This is a genomic window from Cellulomonas jepli (assembly GCF_047229345.1).
GTDB lineage: Bacteria > Actinomycetota > Actinomycetes > Actinomycetales > Cellulomonadaceae > Cellulomonas_A.
This window is the reverse complement of sequence record NZ_JBFTER010000198.1, coordinates 1-1,590: the sequence shown is the minus strand read 5'-3', so window position 1 is coordinate 1,590 and position 1,590 is coordinate 1. Positions and strand designations below refer to the sequence as shown.

General features: G+C 80.2%; 1 protein-coding gene and 1 pseudogene. Both read left to right on the top strand.

The features are described from left to right. Positions 1-831 (top strand): annotated as a pseudogene (locus AB6N24_RS23045) (hypothetical protein); the annotation flags it as partial. Continuing rightward, positions 831-1,590, top strand: a 760-nt coding sequence (locus tag AB6N24_RS23040) for a P-loop NTPase family protein (RefSeq protein WP_412871686.1), incomplete at its 3' end; no start/stop codon positions are given. The pseudogene AB6N24_RS23045 and the gene AB6N24_RS23040, both read left to right, overlap by 1 nt.

Here is a 1,590-nt window from a genome sequence, read left to right as displayed (position 1 = left end):
CGCCGGGGCCGCACCGAGCCCGCCGTCGTGGCGGTCGCCGCCGCGGTCGGGGCCGCCGTCGTCGCCGCCCGCGAGGTGACGTCCGGCGCGCCCGGGGAGACCGCGCTGGTCGCGTTCGGTCTCGTGGGGCTGCTCGTCGCCGTGGTCGCCGGGGCCGGGTCCCGCGACGCGGGGCTCGCGCTCGGCGGGGTCACCGCGGCCGCCCTCGTGGGAGCGGTCGCCGGGATGGACGCGCTCGACGCCGAGCCGACGCACACCGCCGCGGTCGTCGCGGTCCTCGGCTGCCTGCTGGTCGGGCTGCTGCCCGGGATCGCGATGTCGGTGAGCGGCCTCAACGGGCTCGACGACCGGGTCGTCGAGGGCCGGCGCGTCTCACGCGCGGAGGCGCACCGCGCGGTCGGCACGACGCACCGGGCCCTCACGTGGTCGACCGTCGCCGCGGCCGTCGTGACCGGGGCCTGCGCGTGGGTGCTCGCGGGCGGCGAGGACCCGTGGAGCCGGCTGCTCGCGGTGGCCGTGGCCGGGGTGCTGCTGCTGCGCACGCGCGTCTTCCCGCTCGCCCCGCAGCGCCTCGCGCTCCTCGCCGCGGGGGGCACGCCGCTCGTCGCGCTGCTCGCCGAGCTCGGGCGGACCGACCCCGCGCGCGCGCTCGCCGTCGCCGGGGTCGTGCTCGTCGCGCTCGCGCTCCTCGTCGGCGCACGGCCGCGCGAGCACGTCGTCGCCCGCGCCCGCCGCCTGGGGAACGTCGTCGAGCTCGTCGCGGTCGTCGCGCTCGTCCCGCTCGTGCTCGCGCACCTCGGCGTGTTCGCGGACCTCGTGGAGACCTTCTGATGGGCCGCGCGTGGACGACCGTCGTCTCGGCGCTGCCCGGGCGCGTCGACGAGCTGCGCCGGCTCGACGCGGCGGTGCGCGCGCCCCTGCCGCTCAGCACGCGCGTCGGGTTCACGGGCGTCGCCGGCGGGATCGGCTGCTCCGTGGCCGCGGGGCTCGCGGCATCGGTGCTGGCCCGGCGCCGGGACCACCGGGTGCTCGCGGTGAACGCCTCGCCCTCGACGCGCTCGCTGCTGTGGCACGCGGGGCTCACGTCGCCGGCGCCGAGCACCCCGGCGCACGAGGTCGAGCGCCGCGCCGCACGGCACTCGTCGGAGGCGACCGCCGGCCTCGCGCTCACGCCCGGGGGGCTGCACTGCCTCGACCTGCACGCGGACGGCACGCCCGTGCGCGACGCGCGCTGGTGGGAGGCGGTCGCGCCCGCGGGCCGGTTCTTCGACTTCGTGGTGACCGACTGGGGCGTGCGGGACGCGGCGACGGTCGGCAGCGTCGTCTCGGCGAGCACGGTCGTGTGCGTCGTCACCGCCCCGGACCGCGCGTCGGTCCAGGCGGGGGTCGACCTCGCGCACGCCGTCGACGACCCGGCGGTCCGCGTGCTGCTCGCGGTCGTCGACGCGGCCGGGTCGCGGCGACCCGCGACCGGCGAGCTGGTGCGGCTGCTCCCCGTGCCCGCGGTCGAGGTGCCGCGGGACCGGGCGCACGGCGCCGCCCGCCCGGCGCCCGGTGCGCGGCTGCGCGCGTCGACCCACCTCGCGGCCC